Genomic DNA, 20,965 nt, shown 5'->3' on the forward strand with positions numbered 1-20,965 from the left:
ACACCGACCCGCGCCATGGGACCCGTCCGGGCCTCCAGGCAGAGTTGACCCAACGGATCGGCTTCTCTCCCAGCGAGGCAACTCCATGTCCATGCCCTCACCCGTGACTGCCTACGACGGGTCCACAGGTGATGCCCCGGCTCGAACCCGGCCGGGCATCCTGCGCGCGCCGTTCACCGTGCGCACGTGGACCGACACCATCCATCTGGTGCTGAATCTGCCCGTCGGCATCGTCGGCTTCACCTACGCGGTGGTGTTCATCGCGCTCGGCATCGGGCTGACCCCGCTGTTCCTGCTCGGGTTGCCGCTGATCGTGCTGACCCTGCTCGGCGCTCGCGCGCTCGGGCGGATGGAGCGGGCTCGGGCGAGCGCGCTGCTCGACGAGCACGTCCGCGCTCCGGCACCGATGCGGCACCCGCCCGGCTGGACGGGCTGGATCAGGGGGGGATTGACCGACCGTACGGGGTGGCGGGCCTGTCTCTACCTGTTCCTGCAACTGCCCTGGGGTGTCTTCACCTTCGTGGTCACCACGGTGTTGTGGGCGACCTCGCTGAGCGCGATCGCCTATCCGCTCATCCAGCCGCTGTACCGCCGGGCCGACATGCCGGGCGCGATGATCTCCGGCGACGGGCCGAACGAGCCGGGCGTGGACCACTACCTCGCCGGGCCGGGCCCGGTCTCGCTGACCGTGGTGGCCGGGGTGGTGCTGTTCTTCGCCACCCCGTGGCTGGTGCGCGGGATGGCCAACGTGGACCGGGTGATGGTGCGCGGGCTGCTCGGCCCGGCCTTCCTGTCCGAGCAGGTGCGCGACCTGACCGTCTCGCGCGGCGCGGCGGTCGACACGGCCGCCTCGGACCTGCGGCGGATCGAGCGCGACCTGCACGACGGCGCCCAGGCACGGCTCGTGGCGCTGGCGATGGACCTGGGCATGGCGAAGGAGAACCTGAACGCGAGTCAGGACACCGAGACCGCGCGGATGGTGTCCTCCGCGCACGACGAGGTCAAGCTCGCCCTCCAGGAGCTGCGCGACCTCGCCCGGGGCATCCACCCGGCGGTACTCACCGACCGGGGTCTGGACGCGGCGCTGTCCTCGATCGCGGCCCGCTGCACCGTTCCGGTCCGGGTCGAGGTGGATCTGCCGGAGCGCCCGCCCGCGCCGATCGAGTCGGTCGCCTACTTCTGCGCGTCGGAGTTGCTGACCAACGTCTCCAAGCACGCCCGCGCCACGCACGCATGGGTGACGGTGGGCCACGAGGACGGCCGGATGTACCTGATCGTCGCCGACGACGGCGCGGGTGGTGCCGCCACCGGCAAGGGTTCCGGTCTGGCCGGCCTCACCGAGCGGGTGCGCGGTGTGGACGGCACGCTGCATGTGGACAGCCCCGAGGGCGGGCCGACCCGGGTCACCGTGTGGTTGCCGCTGTGAGGTTTTGTCGAGGGTGACCCCCACCCTCCCGATCGGGACGGCCGGCCGCGGTTTCGGCCGGAGTACGCCGCATCCGTTCGAATCCGGAAGACTGTAGGCCGCACCCGCCGTCCGGGTGCGGCCTACCGGATTTGGGGGATGTGAACGCAGTGCGCGTCGTCATCGCTGAGGATTCCGTACTACTTCGGGACGGTTTGTCCCGATTGTTGACCGCTCGTGGCCACGAGATCGTGGGAGCGGTCGGCGACGCCGAACAACTGGTCGCGGTCGCGACCGAGCTGCGTCCCGATGTCTGCGTGGTGGATGTGCGCATGCCGCCGACGCACACCGACGAGGGCATCCGCGCGGCGGTGAAGATGCGCGCGACGCTGCCCGAGGTCGGGGTGCTTGTCCTGTCACAGTACGTCGAGGAGCAGTACGCGACGGAACTGCTCGCGGGCAACACCAGTGGCGTCGGCTATCTGCTCAAGGACCGGGTCGCCGACGTCGGCGAGTTCGTCGCCGCGGTCGAGCGGGTGGCCGGCGGCGGTACCGCCCTCGACCCCGAGGTGGTCTCGCAACTGCTCGGCCGCTCGCGCAAACGGGATGTGGTGGAAAAGCTCACACCGCGCGAGCGCGAAGTACTCGGTTTGATGGCCGAAGGGCGTACCAACGCGGCCGTGGCGCAGGCTTTGGTGGTGTCGGACGGAGCGGTGGAGAAGCACGTCAGCAACATCTTCGGCAAGCTCGGCCTGGCGCCCAGTGACACCGATCACAGACGCGTGCTCGCAGTACTCGCCTATCTCGGATCCTGACATCGTTGGGATCGAATTACTGGACCCATGCAATCATCCGGTCGATCGCAGGCGCCGTCCCAGCCGGGGACGGGCCTTTGTTTTGCTCGGAAACCGCAGCGTTTTGCTCGGAAACCGCAGCGCTTCACCTGGATCCAGCTGTGGTTTGCTCGGATTCAGCCGGATTTGTACCGCTTGCGGGCCATGTCCGGAGCGTGACGCCGCTCACGTCGCGCGCCAGGGCGGATCCCCGCCCGTTCGCGGGGGGCACCACGGTGTCCCTCCGTGCCGCCGTACGATGAAAACTGCGACATCCGCGCGGTGCGCGGACCAACCGCCGCAGCGCCGAGGAGGTCCTTCCCCGTGACCAAGCAGGTCAAGCAGCTCGACCGGGTCGTGATCCGGTTCGCCGGCGATTCCGGTGACGGAATGCAGCTGACGGGCGACCGTTTCACGTCCGAGACGGCGACGTTCGGAAACGATCTGTCGACCCTTCCCAACTTCCCCGCCGAGATCCGGGCGCCCGCAGGCACCCTGCCGGGCGTGTCGAGCTTCCAACTCCACTTCGCCGACCACGACATCCTGACCCCGGGCGACGCGCCGACCGTCCTGGTCGCGATGAACCCGGCCGCGCTCAAGGCCAACATCCGCGACCTGCCGCGCGGGGCCGAGATCATCGTCAACACCGACGAGTTCTCCAAGCGCGCGATGGCCAAGGTCGGCTACCCGACCAGTCCGCTGGAGGACGGGTCGCTCGACGCCTACAACGTGCACGCGATCCCGCTGACCACGCTGACGGTCGGCGCGCTCGCCGAGTTCGAGATCTCCAAGAAGGACGCCGAGCGGGCGAAGAACATGTTCGCGCTCGGGCTGCTGTCCTGGCTGTACCACCGCCCGACCGAGGCGACCATCGACTTCCTGCGGCGCAAGTTCGCCAAGCTGCCGGTGATCGCCGAGGCGAACGTGGCGGCGTTCAAGGCGGGTTGGAACTTCGGCGAGACCACGGACGACTTCGCGGTCTCCTACGAGGTGGCACCGGCGAAGCTGCCCTCGGGCACGTATCGCAACATCACCGGCAACCTCGCGCTGTCCTACGGCCTGGTGGCCGCCGGACAACTGGCCGAGCTGCCGGTCTACCTGGGTTCGTACCCGATCACCCCGGCCTCGGACATCCTGCACGAGCTGGCCAAGCACAAGAACTTCGGCGTGCGCACCTTCCAGGCCGAGGACGAGATCGCGGGCATCGGCGCCGCGCTCGGCGCCTCGTTCGGCGGCGCGCTCGGGGTGACCACCACCTCCGGTCCCGGTGTCGCGCTCAAGTCCGAGACGATCGGGCTCGCGGTCTCGCTGGAGCTGCCGCTGCTGATCGTCGACGTGCAGCGCGGCGGGCCCTCCACCGGGCTGCCCACCAAGACCGAGCAGTCCGACCTGCTCCAAGCCATGTTCGGCCGCAACGGCGAGGCGCCGGTGCCGATCGTGGCCCCGCAGACCCCGTCCGACTGCTTCGCCGCCGCCGTCGAGGCGGCCCGGATCGCGCTGAAGTACCGCACCCCGGTCTTCCTGCTCTCCGACGGCTACCTGGCCAACGGCTCCGAGCCGTGGCGCCTGCCCGAGACGTCGGAACTGCCGGACCTGCGGGTCGCGTTCGCCACCGAGCCGAACCAGGAGAACGCGGACGGAACCAAGGAGTTCTGGCCGTACAAGCGCGACCCCGAGACGCTGGCCCGCCCGTGGGCGGTGCCCGGCACCCCGGGTCTGGAACACCGCATCGGCGGCATCGAGAAGGCCGACGGCATCGGGTCGATCTCCTACGACCCGGCCAACCACGACCTGATGGTGCGCACCCGCCAGGCCAAGGTGGACGGCATCGCGAAGGACATCGACCCGCTGTGGGTCGACGACGCGACCGGCGACGCCGATGTCCTGGTGATCGGCTGGGGCTCCACCTACGGCCCGATCGCCGCGGCGGTGCGCCGGGTGCGGGCCGCGGGCGGCAAGGTCGCGCAGGCCCACCTGCGCCACCTCAACCCGTTCCCGGCCAACACGGCCGAGGTGCTGCGGTCGTACGACAAGGTGATCGTCCCGGAGATGAACCTGGGTCAGCTCGCCCTGCTCCTGCGCGGCAGGTTCCTCGTGGACGCCATGTCGTACAACCAGGTTCGCGGGCTGCCCTTCAAGTCCGAGGAACTGGCCCACGTGATCCGGGAAGTGATCGAGAGTGTCTGAGTCCGCGAACGGCGCCGGCGGTTTCCCCTCGCTGGCGCTGATCCCGAAGGCCGATGCCAAGCAGTCCATGAAGGACTTCAAGTCGGACCAGGAGGTGCGCTGGTGCCCGGGTTGCGGCGACTACGCCATCCTGGCCGCCGTGCAGGGCTTCCTGCCCGAACTCGGGCTCCGCAAGGAGAACGTGGTGTGGATCTCGGGCATCGGCTGCTCCAGCCGTTTCCCGTACTACCTCAACACCTACGGCATGCACTCGATCCACGGGCGCGCGCCGGCCATCGCGACGGGTCTGGCCACCTCGCGCGAGGACCTGTCGGTGTGGGTGGTCACCGGTGACGGCGACGCGCTGTCCATCGGCGGCAACCACCTGATCCACGCGCTGCGCCGCAACGTCAACCTGAAGATCCTGCTGTTCAACAACCGGATCTACGGTCTGACCAAGGGTCAGTACTCGCCCACCTCGGAGACCGGCAAGATCACCAAGTCCACCCCGATGGGCTCGCTCGACCACCCGTTCAACCCGCTGTCGGTGGCCATCGGCGCCGAGGCGTCGTTCGTGGCCCGGTCGATCGACTCCGACCGCAAGCACCTGACCTCGGTGCTGCGCGCGGCGGCGGCGCACGAGGGCACGGCCCTCGTGGAGATCTACCAGAACTGCAACATCTTCAACGACGGCGCGTTCGAGCAGCTCAAGGACCCCGCGCAGCGCGACGACGTGACCATCCGGCTCGAACACGGGCAGCCGATCCGGTTCGGCGCACAGGGCCAGTACGGCGTCATCCGCGGCGCGCACGGTGCGCTGGACGTGGCCGAGGTGGCCAAGGTCGGCGAGGACGCGGTGCTCGTGCACGACGCGCACGCGGACAACCCGGAGCTGGCCTTCGCGCTGACCCGGCTCGGCGATCTGACGAGCAACACGCACACCCCGATCGGGGTGTTCCGCGACATCGCGCGTCCGGTCTACGACCGGCTGATGTCGGCCCAGATGGCCGAGGCGGCGACGAAGCAGGGCCCGGGCGACCTGGCCTCGCTGATCCGCGGCAACGACACCTGGACGATCGCCTAGCGAACGACGCGAGACCCGCGCGGGCCCGGCACGAGCGTGTGCCGGGCCCGCGCGCTTTTGCGTCCGGCCCCCTGTTCGGCGGAGCACCCGCATGCACGGCCCGGGACCCGGGAAGCCATGCGGGTATGCAGTCGCCCCCGGGACCGGGCGGCCGGGCCGGGGTGCCGGCGGTCGGCGGCCCACCCGCTCCGCTCAGCGTGGACGTCCACATCCCCGAGACGATCGGGTATCGGCTCAAGAAGCGACTGCTCGGCCCGCCCCTGGTGAGTTCGCGGCTGCGCGGCGAGAAGTTGTCCAACCCGACCGCGCTGGGCGTGCTGGCCTCGGACTGCATCTCCTCGTCCGCGTACGGCACCGAGCAGATGTTGCGCGCCCTGGTGCCCTACGTCGGCGTCGCCGCCTTCACCCTGCTGCTGCCGGTCACCTACGCGATCCTCGCGGTGCTGCTCCTGCTCACCCTGTCCTACTGGGACGTGGTGAGCCTGTATACGAAGGCCGGCGGCTCCTACATCGTGGCCCGGGACAACTTCGGGCCGCGGGTCGCACAGGTCGCCTCGGTCGCGCTGCTGATCGACTACGTGGTCACCGTCGCGGTGCAGACCGCGGCCGGCACCGACGCGATCGCCTCGCTGCTGCACCTGATGTGGGACACCGACATCAGCCGGTGGAAGCCGGAGGTGTGCGTGGCGGTGGTCGGCGTGCTGTTCTACGGCAACCTGCGCGGAGTCCGGGAGGCCGGGCGGGCGTTCGCGCTGCCCGCGTACCTGTTCATCGGCGCGCTGGCGATCGTCTTCGCGGTGGCGCTGATCCGCTGGACGACGCACGGATCGCTGCCCCAGGCGGACGTACACGCCGCGGGTGCGGTCCCGCTGGGCACCTCGGGCAACGGACTGCTCTACGGCGCCTCGCTGTTCGTGGTGCTGCGGGCGTTCGCCAACGGCGGGTCCTCGCTGACCGGCCTGGAGGCGCTGTCCAACAGCGTCTCCACCTTCCGCGAACCGCAGGGGCGCAACGCGCGCAAGACGCTGGTGGCGATGTCGCTGGTGCTGGCCACGCTCGTGCTCGGCATCTCACTGCTCGCGCACGCCACCCACGCGATCCCCTACGTGGACGGCGACCCCACGGTGATCGCGCAGGAGGCGCACCTGGTGCTCGGCGGCGGGGTGCTCGGCCGCGTCGGGCTGGTCTTCGTACAGCTCGCCACCGCGCTGATCCTGTACACCGGCGCGAACACGCCGTTCAACGGCTTCCCGTTCCTGGCCGACTTCGTCGCCGAGGACGCCTTCCTGCCGAAGATGTTGCGCAAGCGCGGACACCGGTTGGCCTTCTCCAACGGCATCATCCTGCTCGCGGTGCCGGCCGTGGCCCTGCTCCTGGCCACCCGGGCGAGCGTGGACTCGCTGGTCGCGCTGTACGCGATCGGCGTGTTCACCGGGTTCATGATGGCGGGCGCGGGGCTGACCAAGCACCACTGGACGCATCGCACCGGCCACTGGCGGGTCGGATGTGTGGTGAACGCGCTCGCGGCCGTGGTGTCCGGCACGGTCGTACTGATCTTCGCGATCACCAAGTTCACCGAGGGCGCGTGGCTGGTGGTCGTGCTCTTCCCGCTCGGCGTGTGGGCGTTGATCGGGGTCAACCGGCGTTATCGCGAGGAGGCGGCGGCCCTGGAGGCGGCGCCGGCCACCGCGGACTTCGGGCTCCGCGACCGGTCGGTGGTGGTGGTACTGGTCGACTCGCTCGACGTCGCGGTGCTCCAGGCGCTGCGCTACGCCCGCTCGTTGCGCGCCGACGACCTGCACGCGGCGCACTTCGTGCTGGACAACCGGCATGCCCGCAAGCTGAGCACCCGCTGGGACGCCAGTCGCGCGGCCGACATCCCGCTGGAGCTGATCGAGTGCCCGGACCGGCGGCTGGCCCGCGCGGTCGTCGAACTGGCCGCGCGGGAGGTGGCGGACGGCGCTTCGGGAATCATGCTGCTGCTGCCCCGTCGCACGTATCCGCCGCTGATCGGTCGGCTGCTGCACGGGCGGACCACCGAGTCGATCGCGTCCGCGCTGACCCGGGTACCGCACGCGGTCGCCACCATCGTGCCGTACGACGTCGGCGCGGCGATGGCCCACCGACCGGAGCCGGATCGCGAAGCGGCCGCGAAGTGTGTTCCCCGGTTGCTGCCGATCCTGGACGCGGAGCCGGAGCCGGCCGGCGGACCGGTCGCGACGGTCTCGGTGGCCGCGCTGAAGTGGCGACAACACGCGGACGTGGTCGGTCGGATCCGGGCGGTGTCGCCCTCGCCGGAGACCGCGCGACCGGCCCTGGAGGTCCAGCTGTACGACGACACGGGCGGCATCCGGCTGCTCTTCCACGGCCGGCGCCGACTCGCGGGCGTGGAACCGGGCCGCCGACTGCGCGTGCGCGGGGTGGTCGGCGAGGCGGAGGGCCATCTGGCGATGTCCGATCCGACGTACGAACTGCTGCCCGAGGACGAGGAGGAGTAGCCGGGGGCACGGGCCGCTCCGGGCGTCGCGGCCGACCGGCTCAGCCGACCCGGCGCAGCAGACCCAGCCGGCTCGCGGTGCGCACGATGTCGGTCGGCAGGTCGTCGCCGGCGAGCAGTTCCGACAGCGGGCGGTCGCTGCCCAGGAAGAGCCGGACGTCGGCGTCGCAGCACACGTCGATCAGGTTCACGAAACGTTGCCGGGCCTCGGCGCTCGCGGTCTTCAGCGGCGGCAGGTCGCGGATCACCCACGTGGGGTACGTCTCGGCCAGCACGAGGTAGTCGAGCGGCGAGGTCCGCCCCTCGCACAGCGCCTCGAACCCGGCCCACAACTCGTCGGGCCGGGCCGCGTCGACCAGCAACGCGCGGTTGTTCACGGTCAGCGTCGCCGCCTCGGCCGGCGTGGGCGGCACCAGGCCCTGTGCGCGCAGTTGCCCGGGATCGCCGGGCCACAACACCGCGCCCCGCGCGAACGCGCCGGCACCGGACTCGGCCCGGGGCAGCGCCCGATAGTCCTGTGGGCCGGCGACGGTGACCACGCTCATCCGGGTCTCGATCTCCCGGATCGTCGGCTCGAACAGGTGGTGGTAGAGCGGGTTGGGCAGCAGCCCGGACGGCGGGTAGTTGGAGGTGCAGACCAGGACCACCCCCCGGGTGTGCAGTTCCCGCAGCAGCCGGGTGACCAGCATCGCGTCGCCCGGGTCGTGCACGTGGAACTCGTCGAAGCAGACCAGGTCGACGTCGCCCACGAGTTCGGACACCGCCGCGTCCACAGCGCTGTGCTCGTGGCCGTGGTTGTCCCGGTGCCGCCGGACCGCCTCGTGCAACTGCCGGAAGAAGGCGTGGAAGTGCACCCGGGTCCGCCGGTCGGCGGGGCCGGCGACGGCGGCGAAGAAGGTGTCGAGCAGCCAGGTCTTGCCCCGCCCGACCGGCCCCCACAGGTACAACCCCGGCGGCGTCCGGCGGTGGAACAGCCCGTGCGCCCGGCCCCGGCCCAGCGCCAGGCCGAGTTCGGCCAGGCGGTCGGCGGCCTGCCGCTGGGCCGGATCGAGGATGTACCCGCGTGCCCGGGCGGCCTCGTCGAAACGGCTCCGGATCGTCTCGACCGTCGTTCGCATGATCGAGATCCTAGGGCCGGCACCAAATGTCGCCTCAGTCCACCGGCGAATCGTCGGATCGGACCGGAACGGCGTGGTACTCGACTTCGACATAGAACTGCCCGTTGGGCCTCTTCAGCCGCCGCACGGTGCGGTGTCCGGCGGCGCCCAACTCACGCAGCGCCTTCTGCACCCGGTACGGCCCCTCGGGCATCACGTCGGCCACGTCCTTGCCGGTGAACTTGATCCCCTCCGGCACGGCCAACATGCACGCAAGCACCCGACGGGCAAGCGGGCTGAGTCCACTGTCCGCGTCGTCGGACACGGCGCCCCACCCCCATGGCTCAGTCGACGATCGAAGCGGTGTCGAGAACGAAGCCGAAGGGATCCGGCATCGGCAACAGCTTGCCGAAGCCGACCTCCACGCGGCCCGTGTAGTTGCCCTTCTCCGGCTCGGTGAAGAGTGTCAGCCTGGATTCGGAACGGTCGATCAGGAGATAGAGCGGGATCGCGGCCTCGGCGTAGACCTGCCGTTTGGTGAAGCGGTCCCGGCCGGGGACGGTGGAGGTCACCTCGACCACCAGGAGCACCCCGTCCGACGGCATCCAGGACTCCGCGCCACGCATGGCGCCGGACGCGGTCACGGTGATGTCGGGAACGACACGATCGCCGGCTGGCGTCTGCAGACCCTTGTTCATCGCGGCATCGAAACGATCGCCTACGTCGAAGCGCGCCAACTGCCTCGCCAGGCGCCAGATGAGGGTCTCGTGATCGCCGTCCGGCGGTGGTGACACCCGAGTCTCCCGGTCGATGAACTCCACGCGGTAGTCGTGCAGTCGTTCGGACAGGGTGAAGAACAACTGCAACGGATCCGGCATCGCATCGTCGTCGGTTTCCACATCATGTGTGTGCACAGCTTCGACGGACATCACACCCGTTCCTCCTCTCCCCGAGGCAACTCCTTCAGCCTAGTTTCGGGGTCGGGGGCACAGTAGACCTTCTCGGGCCATTCACCCGTTCGGGCAGATGTGCTCTCGTCTAGGGTCGCGGTATGCGTGTACAGCTGCGTCAGATCGTCGTGGACGCCCGGGAGCCGCGGGTTTTGGTCCGGTTCTGGGCCGGGTTGCTCGGTGGGGAAGCGGTGGATCGGGAGCGGGGTTGGTCGCATGTCGAGCCGGCCGGCTCGGCGCGGATGGCGTTCCAGCCGGTGCCGGAGGACAAGGCCGGGAAGAACCGGTTGCATCTGGACCTGACGGTGGCCGACATCGACGCGGCCGTGGCGCTCGCGGTCTCGCTCGGGGCCACACCGGTGGGCGAGACGGTCACCGACGAGCAGGGGTCGTTCCGGGTCATGCGCGATCCCGAGGGCAACGAGTTCTGCTTCGTCGACTGAGGTGGGGCGGCGCACGGGAAAAGGCGACGGATCGGCTCGGACCGGGAGGCGGCGGGACACAGTCGCCGCTCCGGGTGAGCCGATCCGTCGCCGGTCGGGGTCGGGTCCGCTCAGGCGGCGGTCACCACGGCCTCGCGGGCCAGTACCCGCTCGTCCATCTTCGGGCCGCCCTTGCGCGCGAAGATCACCAGACGCATGAAGGCGAACCGGCCGATGCCCGCCAGGCCGGAGGCGGACAGGTACACCGACTGCTCGAGCAGCACCCCGACGTGCGGCCGGATCGTGTGCAGCACCAGCATCGCGGCGGTGGTGAACAGGTAGCAGACCAGTACGGTCAGCGCCGCCTTGACGTGGTCGCTCCTTCCGGGCTTGTCCTGCCCGAAGGTGAAGCGGCTGTGCAACTCGGTGGCGATCAGGGTGGAGCCCACGGTCACCAGCGCGTTGGCGGCGGCGAACGGCAGGTGGCCCGAGAGCAGGACCAGCGTCGCGCTGCTCGCGAGGCCGACCCCGCCGCCGAAGACGACGAAGCGCACGAAGGAGGCGATCACTCCGGGGGTCCGGGTGGGGGCGGCGGCGGTGCTCGTGGTGTCCATGTCGAAGAGCATCCGCCGCACCGCCGGCAGCCCTCGCACAATCCGCTGACCGCCCCTGTCGGCGGCTGTCAGCCGGTGCCGGCGGCCGGTTTCGGGGCTCGCAGGCCGGTCTACCACGGGGGCGTTTCGGCCGGCGCCGAAGCGTGGCGCGGCTAGTGTGCCGGGTCTCGGGTCGTTCGCCGGCGGGCCCGGTCCGGTCCGTGGGCCGAGGGTCGCCGGTCGCAAGCGGAGGTGGCGTGGGATGGGTGGCGGCACGCGGGTTCACGTGGCTTCGACGGGCGCGCGGGCCGTGGCCGCGCGGTTTCGGGAGGTCAACGGGGAGCACCCGATGACGCCGGCCGACGACGCGTACGTGAATCGGCAGTTCGTCGAGCTGACCGAGTTGTGCGCGGCGACCGGGCGGGATCCGGAACGGGTGCGCCGACTCGTGCTGGACCGGTGCCTGCCGCTGCCCTCCTACCTGCGCTCGGACGGGGCCGAGATGGTGCCGGCCGACCTGTTCGCGCTCGCCGACGCGGCCGGCGGCCCGGACCGGCTCCGGGCCTGGTTCGTCGGGCACTGGGCCGATCCGGTCGAGGGCGAGGAGGAGTGGGCCGGCTACCTCAGCGGGCAGTACGTCTGCCTGCGCTCCGTCTCCCCCACCACGATCCGGCGCAAGAGCGAACTGATGACAACGATCGACGCCGCCCTGGCCGCTCCCGCACCGGACGATCCGGCCTGGCGCGCCGCACTCCACCGGTCGATCGACGACCTGGACGCCCTGGAGCCGGACTTCACCGCCTACGACCGCCTCCGCTTCGGCGGCCCGGTCTCCCGCGACACCCACATCACCGCACCCCGCGCCCGCCACCCCCGCACCCCCTGATCGGGGGCATACACCCAGCGGCCTCAGGGCCCCGGCCGCACCGCCCGCAGCGCGTCGACCAGTCCGTGTCCGTGGAACGAGTCGATCTCCCCCGACGCGGTACACGACCCCGCACACGGCAGCCGAGTCGCGGTGGCGGCCAGCCGGGCCGCGATCGTGTCCGGGCCCCACTCCGGGTGCTCGGACACGATCAGCGCGGCCACCCCGCTCACCGCGGGCGCCGCCATCGAGGTGCCCTCCTTCCGGGCCCACCCGCCGTCGCGCGCGGTGGACAACACGCCCTCGCCGCCGGCCGCGCCGTTCCCGCCGGGCCCGGCCAGATCCACCACGCCCAGGCCGGTGTTGGAGTAGCCGGCCCGCCGACCGTCCGCGCCGACCGCCGCGACCGTGACCACGCCCGGGAGTTCGGCGGGCGCCATCCGACACGCGTCGGTCACCGGGCGCGGCGGGACCGGCCGGCTCGCCGCGTCGTTCGGGCTGTACGGGTCCACCGTCTTGTGCGCGAGGTCGTAGTCGTCGTTGCCCGCCGCGGCGATCGACAACACGCCACGCTCGGCCGCGTACGCCGCCGCCCGACGGATGCCCTCGTACGCCACTGCCTGGTCCTCGTCGTCCGGACACATCAGCCACCACGGGTCGTTGTAGTAGCTGTGGTTGGCGATCCGCAGCCCCCGCACGGCGTGCTCGGCCAGCCACACGAACCCGCATACGCTCGCCTCGGCGTGGAACATCGTGTCCGCGTCGCCGACCCGCACCGCCGCGATCCGCACCCTCGGCGCCACCCCGACCACGCCGGTGCCGTTGCGCGCCGCCGCGATCGTGCCCGCCACGTGCGTCCCGTGGTCGGAGCGCGGTGCCCGCCACGCCGCGCCCTCCCGGATCGGCCGGCCCGTCGAACAGTCCACCGACAACTCCGCGTCGAAGTTCGGCGCCAGGTCGGGATGCCGGTCGTCCACCCCGGAGTCGACCACCGCGACCGCCACATCGGGGCTGCCCTCGGTGATCCGCTGCGCCTCGTACGCGTGCACCATGGCCAGGTTCCACTGCGCGGCCTCCGCCGGATCCTCGACCGCGCCGCCACCGCGCGCGGCCGGCCCACCGTGCGCCGCGATCGGCGCCGTCCGGGTGGCCCCCACCCGCGCCACGCCCGGCCGCTCGCGCACCGCCGCCGCGAAGCCCGGCCCGCCGTGCGCGACGACCACCCCGATCCGCCCGTACGCCCCGACCACCGTGCCGCCCGCCCGCCGCACCGCCGACTCCACGAGCACCGTCCCGGCCGGCCCCGGCTCGCGGGTCAGCACCAGATAGGAGTAGGTCTCCGCGGGTGCCTCGACCGACCTCCTCGGCGCCGCCGACACCGCCCGCGTGGGCACCGTCCCGAGCAGCACGACGCCGGCCGCCGACACCATCGCGATCGCCACACGCATCCTCATGACGGCCCACATGCACACGTACCGCCCGAACCAACCCGGCATTCACCCGGACGAGTTGCCCACCCGCCGGCACCGAACGCCGACGGGCGCCGCGCGAGCCGGTCCCCCGGCCCACCCGACGCCCGCCGGCGCGGCGCCCCGTCTCACGTGGTGATGTCGCGCTCGTTCAGTCGAGCCCACGCCGCCGCGCCGAAGACCGCCGCATACGCCGCCTGCATCCCGAGGTTGCGCAGGATCTCGCCGGTCGGGATCGGATTGCGCAGCAGGTCCCCGAAGCTCATCCACGCGTCGGTGAACAACCACGGGTGCAGACCCGACAGCTGCGGGATCCCGGTCAGGATCGCGGTCACGATCACCACGCCGACCGTGGTCGCCATCGCCGCCACCGGCACCGTGGTCAGCGTGGACACGAACAGCCCGATCGCGGCCAGGCCGACCAGCGAGGCGGCCACGCACAGCGCGATCAACACCGCCCGCCACGACGCCTCGACCATCGAGATCGAATCCCCGGTCAGCAGCGGCACATCGCCCATCGGGAACAGCGCCGCGCCGACCGCCAGCGCGGACAGCGCGATGGTGAGCGTCGCGGCCAGACAGAACGTCAGCACGCCGGCGAACTTCACCAGGAGCAGCCGGGTCCGCCCGGCCGGCGCGACCAGCAGGTAGCGCAGCGTCCCGCCGTGCGCCTCCCCCGCGATCGAGTCGCCCGCGACCACGCCGACGGTCATCGGCAGGAAGAACGGCAACGCGGCGGCCAGCGATGCGAAGACCAGGAACAGCCCGTTGCCGGTGACCTGGTTCACGAAGTCCATCGTCCCGCCGTCGCCGCCGCCGCGCGAGGAACCCCCGTCGTGGAAGTAGCGCAACGCGACCCCGAGCAGCACCGGAACCAGGGCCAGGAAGCCCAGCATCGCGGCCGTCCGCGGCCGCAGGAACACCAACCGCAGTTCGCTGCGCATCAGTCCGCGCAGCCGCGGCAGCCGTTCGGCACCGAACGACCCGGTATCCGCCGTCGAGTGCCCGAACGCGGGCGACAGGACACCCGTCTTGGGCAGTGCGTCAGTCGGTGACATCGAAGCCTTCCCCGGTCAGGGCGACGAACGCGTCCTCCAGGGACGGCCGCGCGAGGGTGAACGATCGGACCCGGATGTCGGCGCGCACCAGCGCCGCGCAGATCTCGTCCGGCTCCAGCGTGGGCGGGTCGGCCTCCACCCCGTCGTCGGTGGTGACCACGTCGGTCGCGCCGAGCCGCCGCAACACCACGACCGCCGCCTCCGCGTCGGGAGTCGTGACGAGCAGGCGGGCCCGGGTGCCGGCGCGCAACGATTCGACGGTGCCCTGGGTGATCAGCCGCCCGTGGCTCATCACCGCGACGTCCGTGCACACCTGCTCGATCTCGTCCAGCAGATGCGAGGACAGGAACACCGTGGTGCCGTCCGCGGCCAACCCGCGGATCAGCGTGCGGATCTCGCGCATCCCCTGCGGGTCAAGGCCGTTGGTCGGCTCGTCCAGGACCAGCAGGTCGCGCGGGCGCAGCAGCGCGGAGGCGATGCCGAGCCGCTGCTTCATGCCGAGCGAGTACGCCCGCGCCTTGCGGCCGGCCACCGCGGTCAGGCCGACCTTCGCCAACGCCGCGTCCACTCGGGCGTCGCGGGTCCGGGGGTCGGACGTGGGGTCGGCGGCGTCCAGCCGGTCCAGGTTCTGCCGACCGGTCAGGAAGCCGTAGTGGGCCGGGCCCTCGATCAGCGCGCCGACCCGGGGCAGGACCTGCCCGACGGCCGCCGGCATGGGGCCGTCGAGCAGGGTGACGGTGCCGCCGGTGGGCCGGATCAGCCCGAGCAACATCCGGATGGTGGTGGTCTTGCCGGATCCGTTGGGCCCGAGGAACCCGAAGACGGAGCCGGCCGGAACGGTCAGGTCGAGGCCGTCCACGGCGAGCCGGTCCCGGCCGTAGCGCTTGGACAGCCCCTCGGTACGGATCGCCGCGGTTCCGACCGCCGTGGACGCGGTCATCGCTGTGCCGCGATCCGCTGGAGCGTGTCCGCGTCGACCGCGCCGGCGAAGACCCGGCCCGAGTCGGTGGTCAACACGTTCAGCAACCGGGTGTTGATCAGCGTCCCACCCGGCACCGGCTTGCCCAGCTTGCCGAGCAACCCGGTGACATCCTTGCCGTCCTTGCCGTCCTGGCCCTTGGCCCCGGCGGGCAGTTCGACCACGGTGGTCCACCCCTCACCCAGCAGACCGGGGGCGGGCCGCTCGCCGTTCGGCGCCGGCGGTGCGGTGGGCTTCCCGGGCGCCGCCTCGTGCGCGGGGGCCTCGGTGACCCGGGCGCCGGCCGGCGGCTTGAAGTCGAACGTCCCGGCGGCCGGCCTGTCGTAGGAGACCTCCTCGAAGCCGATGTCGACGGCCGGCTTGCCGCCCTTGACGGTGTCCACGGTGACCCGCAGCGGCACCCCGGTCCTCGCGTCCACGAACACCGTCGCGGCGGCGATCAGGCTGCCCTGCGCCTTGGGCGCGAAGCGCAGCTTGTACACGTCGTGCCCGGCGACCCGGGCGGTGCCGTCGATCCGGACGTCGGTGCTCGGGCCGACCAGGTCGAGCAGTTGGCGGGCCGCGTCCTGCGGGGTGGTCGGCACCAGCGACGCCACATCGGGGCGCGTCGCGTCGATCGTGGCGTGCGTCACGGCGTGCGCGCGGCTGTCGTAGGTCCACACGTCGCGGCCGTTGTGCACGACGTTGTACTCGGACAGATCGGCCATGATGCCGATCCGCTGCCGGTCCGGGCCGTCCAGGGCCACCTGGAGCTTGTTGGTGCCCGAGAGCAGCGCCTGCGGGCCGCCGCCGCCCTTGCCCGGGAGGGTCGGCAGGCCCAGGTCGGTGTCGATGCGGACGGTGCCGGTCAGCGCGTCGGCCCGCGCCGCGGCGACCTTGGCGACGAGTTGTTCGGCGGTGACGTCGGGCAGTCCCGGTCGCCCGTCGTCGGCGAACGCGGCCGGTCCGATGGTGACCGCGCCGACGGCGGCGGCGGCGATCGCGGCCGGCACGGCGAAGCGCCACGGCACGGATCGGCGGGTGGTGCTGGTCATGACAGGTGCCCCCTGATGCGAGTGTCCAGTGCGACACATCAAGAGGACCATCGGAGTCACCCACCCGGCGTCGCCCGTACGTCACCGGAAAACGTCACCCTCGGGGTGCCCCGCACCCGAAAGCCTGGGACTTCAAGCTGACCCACGGGAACCCGCACTACTCCCGGGGGAGCAGTCGAGGAGTAATCCGCAGCGATACACCGAACTAGGCGCTGCGCTCCACCACAAGCTCGCACAACGACGACAGGGCCCGCTTCGCGCTGCAATCCGGCAGCGGCGCCAAGACCTCCCGAGCCGCCTCGGCATAACGCCGAGTGTCCTCACGGGCCTTCGCGAGCGCCGGGTGCGCGCGCAGCAGCGCCAGTGCCTCCGCGTGCTCGTCGTCGTCCGTGATCGGGCCGTCGAGCAGTTCGAGCAGGTGCCGGTCGGCCGCCGGGGACGAGCCGGCCACCCCCGCACGCAGGTGCAACACCGGCAGCGTCGGCACCCCTTCGCGCAGATCGGTGCCCGGGGTCTTGCCCGACTCGGTCGCCTCGCTGGCGATGTCGAGCACGTCGTCGGCCAGTTGGAAGGCCACGCCGAAACGCTCGCCGTAGCGGGTCAGGATGTCCACCACGTGCTCGTCGGCGCCCGCGAACATCGCGCCGAACTGCCCCGAGGCGGCGATCAGCGAGCCGGTCTTGTCCGCCATCACCGACAGGTAGTGCTCGACCGGGTCGTCGCCCATCGCCGGGCCGACCGTCTCGCGGATCTGGCCGGTCACCAGTCGGGCGAACGCGCGGGCCTGGATCCGCACCGCCTCGTTGCCCAGGTCGGCGACGATCTCCGAGGCCCGGGCGAACAGGAAGTCGCCGGTCAGGATCGCCACCGAGTTGTCCCACCGGGAGTTCGCGCTGGGCGCCCCGCGCCGCAGCGGGGCCTCGTCCATCACGTCGTCGTGGTACAGCGTGGCCAGGTGCGTCAGTTCGCACACCACCGCCGCCGGCACCACGCCCGGGGCCTGCCAGTCGCCGAATTGGGCGGCGAGCAGCACCAGCAGGGGCCGGAACCGCTTGCCGCCCGCCTCGACGAGGTGTCGCGAGGTCTGCGTCAGGTAGGGGAACTCGCTCTTGGTGGCCGCCAGGAGCTCCTGCTCCACGGCGGCCATCCCCGCCCTGATGTCGGCGTCGAGAGTTTCGTCCGTGACGCTCAGCCCGAAGGGCCCCACGATCGCCATGACGGTTCTCTCCTGTCGATCACGCAGAGTCTCTGCGTCGTGCTCAATGGACGAACAAGGCTGCCTTGTCCGCGAGGTCCAGTACCGGCTGCGGGAGGATGCCAAGGACCACGGTAACGGCTACCCCGAGCGCGATGGCAGCGGTGGTCATCACGCTCGGTACGACGACCGTCGGACCGTCCGCCTTGGGCTCCGAGAAGAACATCAGCACGATGACCCGCACGTAGAAGAACGCGGCGATCGCGCTGCACAGCACACCGACCACCACGAGGCTGCCCGCACCGCCGCGCGCCGCCGCCTGGAAGACCGCGAACTTTCCGGCGAAACCGCTGGTCAGCGGGATTCCGGCAAAGGCCAGCAGGAACAGTGCGAACACTCCTGCGACCAGCGGGGAACGCCTGCCCAGACCCGCCCAGTGGGACAGATGGGTCGCCTCGCCGCGGGCGTCCCGTACCAGGGTGACCACCGCGAACGCACCCAGAGTGACGAATCCGTAGGCCACAAGGTAGAACATCGTGGACGACACGCCCGCGTCGTTCATCGCGATCATTCCGGTCAGAATGAAACCCGCGTGGGCGATCGACGAGTAGGCGAGCAGCCGCTTCACGTCGGTCTGGGTGATCGCGATGACCGCGCCCGCGACCATGGTCGCGATCGCGACGCCGATCATCACCGGCCGCCAGTCCCAGCGCATGCCCGGCAGCGCGACGTAGAAGAAGCGCATCATCGCGCCGAACGCGGCCACCTTGGTGGCCGCCGCCATGAACCCGGTGATCGGGGTCGGCGCGCCCTGGTACACATCCGGCGTCCAGGAGTGGAACGGCACCGCGCCGACCTTGAACAGCAGGCCGACCGCCACCATCGCGAGCCCGATCAGCAACAGCGCGTCGTTGTCCATCGCACCGGCCGAGGCCACGCCGATCTTGTCCAGCGAGACGCTGCCCGAGTAGCCGTAGAGCATGGCCACGCCGAACAGGAAGAACGCCGAGGAGAACGCGCCGAGCAGGAAGTACTTGAGCGCGGCCTCCTGGGAGAGCAGCCGGTTGCGCCGGGCCAGCCCGCACAGCAGGTAGAGCGGCAGGGACAGGATCTCCAGCGCGACGAACATCATCAGCAGGTCGTTCGCCGCCGGGAAGAGCAGCATGCCCACCAGCGAGAACATGGCCAGCGGGTAGACCTCGGTCTGCGTCCACCCGGCCGCCGCGGCGTCCTTCTCCTGCTGCGAGCCGGGCGCAGCCGCCGCCTGCGGGGCGAACGCGTCGCCGCCGGCCGGTTCCAGTTTGCGCTCGCCGATCAGCAACACCGAGGCGATGCCGATCAGGAGCAGCGTGCCCTGGAGGAACAGCGAGGGGCCATCGACGGCGATCGCGCCCATCGCGGTGATGCTGCCCCGGTGGTCGTCGGGCAGGTCCCGGGCCAGCCACACGATCGCGCCGAACGCGGCGATCATGCCGACCAGGGCCACGGTGAGCTGGGCGCGGTAGCGGGCCGGTCGGGGCAGGAACGCCTCGATCAGCACGCCGACCACGGCCACGCCCGCGATGATCAGGACCGGCGACAGCTTGCCGTACTCGATGGTGGGCGCGTCCACCTTCGTCACGGCGAGCGTTGCCGTTGCGGCGGTGCTCATGCTCACTTGGAGCCTCCAGTGGTGTGCGCCTCGGTGCCCGCGGCCTGTTCGATGGGCTTGGTGGGCGCCGGGTCCTTCTGCTCCACCCGGCTGAGCGTGTGGTCCACGGCCGGATTCACCGCGTCGAGCACCGGCTTCGGGTAGACGCCGAGCACGAGCAGGAACGCGATCAGCGGTACCACGACCGCCAGTTCGCGCGGCACCAGGTCGCGAAGCTTCTCGTTCCCGGGCCGGATCGGACCGGTCATCGTGCGTTGGTACAGGACGAGCACGTACAGGGCGGCGAGCACGATGCCGGTGGTGGCGAAGATCGCGGCCACCTTGTACTTCGTGAACGCGCCCACCAACACCAGGAACTCGCTGACGAACGGGGCAAGTCCCGGCATGGAAAGGGTCGCGAGTCCGGCCACCAGGAACGTACCCGCGAGGATGGGGGCGACCTTTTGCACGCCGCCGAAGTCGGCGATCGTCTTGCTGCCGCGGCGCGAGATCAGGAAGCCCGCGATCAACAGCAGGGCCGCGGTGGAGAAGCCGTGGTTGACCATGTACAGCGTCGCGCCCGACTGACCCTGGCTGGTCATCACGAAGATGCCCAGGATGATGAAGCCGAAGTGCGAGATGGACGTGTACGCGATCAGCCGCTTGATGTCGGTCTGGCCGACCGCGAGCAGCGCGCCGTAGATGATCCCGATCACCGCGAGGGTGATCACCACCGGGGCGAAGTACTTCGACGCGTTCGGGAAGATCTCCAGGCAGAACCGGAGCATCGCGAACGTGCCGACCTTGTCCACCATCGCGGTGACCAGGACCGCGACACCGGGGGTGGCCTCGGTCATGGTGTCCGGCAGCCAGGTGTGGAACGGCCACAGCGGGGCCTTGATCGCGAACGCGAACATGAAGCCCAGGAACAGCGCCTTCTCCGCGGTCGGATCGATGTCCAGCTGACCGGTGGCGACCGCCTGCGAGATCTTCACGAAGTCGAAGGTGCCGTTCCCGTCGACGCCGATGCCCTGGTTGGCGGTGGCCACGTACAGGCCCACCACCGCGGCCAGCATGACCAGGCCGCCGAGCAGGTTGTACAGCAGGAACTTGACTGCCGCGTAGGAGCGTTGTGCGCCGCCGAAGCCGCCGATCAGGAAGTACATCGGGATCAGCATGGCTTCGAAGAAGACGTAGAACATGAACACGTCGGTGGCCGCGAAGGACACCACGACCATCGCCTCGACCAGCAGCATCAACGCGAAGAACGCGTGCGTGCTGCGCGGCGCGGGCCGGCCCGTGCCCGCCGAGCCGTCGGCGCCCACCGGCGCCTCGTCCGCGTCGTGCCACGAGGCCAGGATCAGCAGCGGCATCAGCACCGCGGTGAGCAGGATCAGCACCAGGCCGATCCCGTCCACGCCCAGCGACCAGCGCACCCCGAACGAGGAGATCCAGCTATAGCTCTCGGTGATCTGGAAACGTCCGCCGTCGTTGTCGAACTTGGTCGCCACCACCACGGCGACGGCCAGCGTGAGCAGGCTGAACAGCAGCGCCACGTTCTTGGCGAGCCTGCGTTTGCCGGCCGGTACGGCGGCGACGCACAGGCCGCCGACGAACGGCAGCGCCGCGAGCGTCGTCAGCCAGGGAAAGTGGCCGTTCATCGAAGTCCCTCCGCCTGGACGCCTACC

17 protein-coding genes and 1 pseudogene are annotated in these 20,965 nt (G+C 71.0%); 7 read left to right on the forward strand and 11 right to left on the reverse strand.

The features are described 5' to 3' along the window. Window positions 1-91: 91 nt before the first annotated feature. The 5 genes and pseudogenes from ACFXKZ_RS33685 to ACFXKZ_RS33705 form a co-directional block, all read left to right on the forward strand. Window positions 92-1,426 carry a sensor histidine kinase gene (locus tag ACFXKZ_RS33685; protein ID WP_380005533.1) on the forward strand — a complete coding sequence of 445 codons (1,335 nt, stop codon included), beginning with the start codon at window positions 92-94 and terminating at the stop codon, window positions 1,424-1,426. Window positions 1,427-1,575: 149 nt separating this feature from the next. Next, window positions 1,576-2,220: a response regulator gene (locus ACFXKZ_RS33690; protein ID WP_380005535.1), complete on the forward strand. Its 645-nt coding sequence runs from the start codon at window positions 1,576-1,578 to the stop codon at window positions 2,218-2,220. 342 nt (window positions 2,221-2,562) lie between these two features. Beyond that, window positions 2,563-4,425 (forward strand): 2-oxoacid:acceptor oxidoreductase subunit alpha, encoded by a 1,863-nt coding sequence (locus tag ACFXKZ_RS33695; RefSeq protein ID WP_380005537.1) that lies wholly within the window; start codon window positions 2,563-2,565, stop codon window positions 4,423-4,425. A 67-nt stretch (window positions 4,426-4,492) separates the two neighbouring features. Continuing rightward, window positions 4,493-5,488 carry a 2-oxoacid:ferredoxin oxidoreductase subunit beta gene (locus tag ACFXKZ_RS33700; protein ID WP_380005598.1) on the forward strand — a complete coding sequence of 332 codons (996 nt, stop codon included), beginning with the start codon at window positions 4,493-4,495 and terminating at the stop codon, window positions 5,486-5,488. Window positions 5,489-5,613: 125 nt separating this feature from the next. Next, window positions 5,614-7,605 (forward strand): annotated as a pseudogene (locus tag ACFXKZ_RS33705) (APC family permease); the annotation flags it as partial. Between the two features lie 421 nt (window positions 7,606-8,026). Here ACFXKZ_RS33705 and zapE read toward each other — a convergent pair. The 3 genes from zapE to ACFXKZ_RS33720 are packed head-to-tail and all read right to left on the reverse strand — an operon-like array spanning window position 8,027 to window position 10,011. Then, entirely contained in the window at window positions 8,027-9,103 is a 1,077-nt protein-coding gene (gene zapE / locus ACFXKZ_RS33710) for a cell division protein ZapE (RefSeq protein ID WP_380005539.1), read from the reverse strand. 34 nt (window positions 9,104-9,137) lie between these two features. Then, window positions 9,138-9,407: a hypothetical protein gene (locus tag ACFXKZ_RS33715; protein WP_126636215.1), complete on the reverse strand. Its 270-nt coding sequence runs from the start codon at window positions 9,405-9,407 to the stop codon at window positions 9,138-9,140. Window positions 9,408-9,426: 19 nt separating this feature from the next. Beyond that, window positions 9,427-10,011 (reverse strand): Uma2 family endonuclease, encoded by a 585-nt coding sequence (locus ACFXKZ_RS33720; RefSeq protein ID WP_380005541.1) that lies wholly within the window; start codon window positions 10,009-10,011, stop codon window positions 9,427-9,429. Window positions 10,012-10,133: 122 nt separating this feature from the next. Between ACFXKZ_RS33720 and ACFXKZ_RS33725 the strand changes: the two genes are divergently transcribed. Next, window positions 10,134-10,475 (forward strand): VOC family protein, encoded by a 342-nt coding sequence (locus ACFXKZ_RS33725; RefSeq protein ID WP_380005543.1) that lies wholly within the window; start codon window positions 10,134-10,136, stop codon window positions 10,473-10,475. Window positions 10,476-10,585: 110 nt separating this feature from the next. Here the strand turns inward: ACFXKZ_RS33725 and ACFXKZ_RS33730 are convergent, their stop codons facing one another. Beyond that, window positions 10,586-11,068, reverse strand: coding sequence for a hypothetical protein (locus ACFXKZ_RS33730; protein ID WP_380005545.1), 483 nt, complete (start codon window positions 11,066-11,068; stop codon window positions 10,586-10,588). A gap of 328 nt (window positions 11,069-11,396) precedes the next feature. On the opposite strand from ACFXKZ_RS33730, the gene ACFXKZ_RS33735 reads away from it, so the two are divergent. After that, the gene (locus ACFXKZ_RS33735) at window positions 11,397-11,933 is read left to right on the forward strand and encodes a DUF6058 family natural product biosynthesis protein (protein WP_380005547.1); all 537 of its coding nucleotides are present in this window, start codon (window positions 11,397-11,399) and stop codon (window positions 11,931-11,933) included. 23 nt (window positions 11,934-11,956) lie between these two features. Here ACFXKZ_RS33735 and ACFXKZ_RS33740 read toward each other — a convergent pair whose 3' ends face one another. From ACFXKZ_RS33740 to ACFXKZ_RS33770, 7 genes are all read right to left on the reverse strand, one after another. Beyond that, entirely contained in the window at window positions 11,957-13,366 is a 1,410-nt protein-coding gene (locus ACFXKZ_RS33740) for a S8 family serine peptidase (RefSeq protein ID WP_380005549.1), read from the reverse strand. Window positions 13,367-13,509: 143 nt separating this feature from the next. Continuing rightward, window positions 13,510-14,439, reverse strand: a complete 930-nt coding sequence (locus ACFXKZ_RS33745; protein ID WP_380005551.1) for an ABC transporter permease — start codon at window positions 14,437-14,439, stop codon at window positions 13,510-13,512. Next, a complete protein-coding gene (locus ACFXKZ_RS33750; RefSeq protein WP_380005553.1) occupies window positions 14,426-15,379 on the reverse strand; it encodes an ATP-binding cassette domain-containing protein in 954 nt (317 codons plus the stop codon). Before ACFXKZ_RS33750 ends, ACFXKZ_RS33745 begins: the two co-directional genes overlap by 14 nt. After that, window positions 15,376-16,452 (reverse strand): outer membrane lipoprotein carrier protein LolA, encoded by a 1,077-nt coding sequence (locus tag ACFXKZ_RS33755; protein WP_380005555.1) that lies wholly within the window; start codon window positions 16,450-16,452, stop codon window positions 15,376-15,378. Before ACFXKZ_RS33755 ends, ACFXKZ_RS33750 begins: the two co-directional genes overlap by 4 nt. A 205-nt stretch (window positions 16,453-16,657) precedes the next feature. Then, on the reverse strand, window positions 16,658-17,668 hold the full coding sequence (locus tag ACFXKZ_RS33760) for a polyprenyl synthetase family protein (RefSeq protein WP_380005557.1): 1,011 nt from the start codon (window positions 17,666-17,668) through the stop codon (window positions 16,658-16,660). A gap of 43 nt (window positions 17,669-17,711) precedes the next feature. Next, window positions 17,712-19,298, reverse strand: coding sequence for an NADH-quinone oxidoreductase subunit NuoN (gene nuoN, locus ACFXKZ_RS33765; RefSeq protein ID WP_078975801.1), 1,587 nt, complete (start codon window positions 19,296-19,298; stop codon window positions 17,712-17,714). A gap of 2 nt (window positions 19,299-19,300) precedes the next feature. Continuing rightward, a complete protein-coding gene (locus ACFXKZ_RS33770; RefSeq protein ID WP_380005559.1) occupies window positions 19,301-20,938 on the reverse strand; it encodes an NADH-quinone oxidoreductase subunit M in 1,638 nt (545 codons plus the stop codon). Between the last annotated feature and the right edge of the window lie 27 nt (window positions 20,939-20,965).

The sequence above is a fragment of the Embleya sp. NPDC059237 genome, from assembly GCF_042754105.1.
Lineage (GTDB): Bacteria > Actinomycetota > Actinomycetes > Streptomycetales > Streptomycetaceae > Embleya.

What these genes read in the sequence shown, in the direction of transcription:
- ACFXKZ_RS33685 (WP_380005533.1), top strand. Translation starts at nt 92, where the DNA reads ATGCCCTCACCCGTGACTGCCTACGACGGGTCCACAGGTGATGCCCCG.
- ACFXKZ_RS33700 (WP_380005598.1), top strand. Translation starts at nt 4,493, where the DNA reads ATGAAGGACTTCAAGTCGGACCAGGAGGTGCGCTGGTGCCCGGGTTGC.
- zapE (WP_380005539.1), bottom strand. Translation starts at nt 9,103, where the DNA reads ATGCGAACGACGGTCGAGACGATCCGGAGCCGTTTCGACGAGGCCGCC.
- ACFXKZ_RS33720 (WP_380005541.1), bottom strand. Translation starts at nt 10,011, where the DNA reads ATGTCCGTCGAAGCTGTGCACACACATGATGTGGAAACCGACGACGAT.
- ACFXKZ_RS33725 (WP_380005543.1), top strand. Translation starts at nt 10,134, where the DNA reads ATGCGTGTACAGCTGCGTCAGATCGTCGTGGACGCCCGGGAGCCGCGG.
- ACFXKZ_RS33730 (WP_380005545.1), bottom strand. Translation starts at nt 11,068, where the DNA reads ATGGACACCACGAGCACCGCCGCCGCCCCCACCCGGACCCCCGGAGTG.
- ACFXKZ_RS33735 (WP_380005547.1), top strand. Translation starts at nt 11,397, where the DNA reads ATGACGCCGGCCGACGACGCGTACGTGAATCGGCAGTTCGTCGAGCTG.
- ACFXKZ_RS33740 (WP_380005549.1), bottom strand. Translation starts at nt 13,366, where the DNA reads ATGAGGATGCGTGTGGCGATCGCGATGGTGTCGGCGGCCGGCGTCGTG.
- ACFXKZ_RS33745 (WP_380005551.1), bottom strand. Translation starts at nt 14,439, where the DNA reads ATGTCACCGACTGACGCACTGCCCAAGACGGGTGTCCTGTCGCCCGCG.
- ACFXKZ_RS33750 (WP_380005553.1), bottom strand. Translation starts at nt 15,379, where the DNA reads ATGACCGCGTCCACGGCGGTCGGAACCGCGGCGATCCGTACCGAGGGG.
- ACFXKZ_RS33755 (WP_380005555.1), bottom strand. Translation starts at nt 16,452, where the DNA reads ATGACCAGCACCACCCGCCGATCCGTGCCGTGGCGCTTCGCCGTGCCG.
- ACFXKZ_RS33760 (WP_380005557.1), bottom strand. Translation starts at nt 17,668, where the DNA reads ATGGCGATCGTGGGGCCCTTCGGGCTGAGCGTCACGGACGAAACTCTC.
- nuoN (WP_078975801.1), bottom strand. Translation starts at nt 19,298, where the DNA reads ATGAGCACCGCCGCAACGGCAACGCTCGCCGTGACGAAGGTGGACGCG.
- ACFXKZ_RS33770 (WP_380005559.1), bottom strand. Translation starts at nt 20,938, where the DNA reads ATGAACGGCCACTTTCCCTGGCTGACGACGCTCGCGGCGCTGCCGTTC.